This is a genomic window from Pseudomonas sp. PME37.24/025, from assembly GCF_055556615.1.
This window is the reverse complement of the sequence record NZ_JBVHNK010000379.1, coordinates 1-253: the sequence shown is the minus strand read 5'-3', so window position 1 is coordinate 253 and position 253 is coordinate 1. Positions and strand designations below refer to the sequence as shown.

Annotated in this window: 1 protein-coding gene; it reads right to left on the bottom strand. The window is 73.9% G+C overall.

Features of this window, described 5'->3' with window-relative positions:
• Positions 1-253 (bottom strand): hypothetical protein (locus ACZ3HH_RS30760; RefSeq protein ID WP_465810462.1); only part of this gene is annotated, 253 nt, incomplete at both ends.

Sequence of the window (253 nt, the reverse complement as noted above, 5' to 3'; positions counted from 1 at the left end):
CGAGGCGGCCGGCGCCCACGACGCTCAGCGGCCCGTTGGGGTCACGCGGCTGGCCGGTGAACAGGTCGACAGCCGTGTTGTAGACGCGCACCGGCAGCTGCGACATGATCTGCGCGACCTGGCCGACCTGCTGGATCGTGGCCTCCGGACCCGCCCAGATGGGCTGCGGCACGAGGGCCGACTGCGGCGCCAGGCCCGCGAAGCCGACGGTCTGATACTCGGGCGAGCCCGCGGCATCCAGGACGGGGCGACC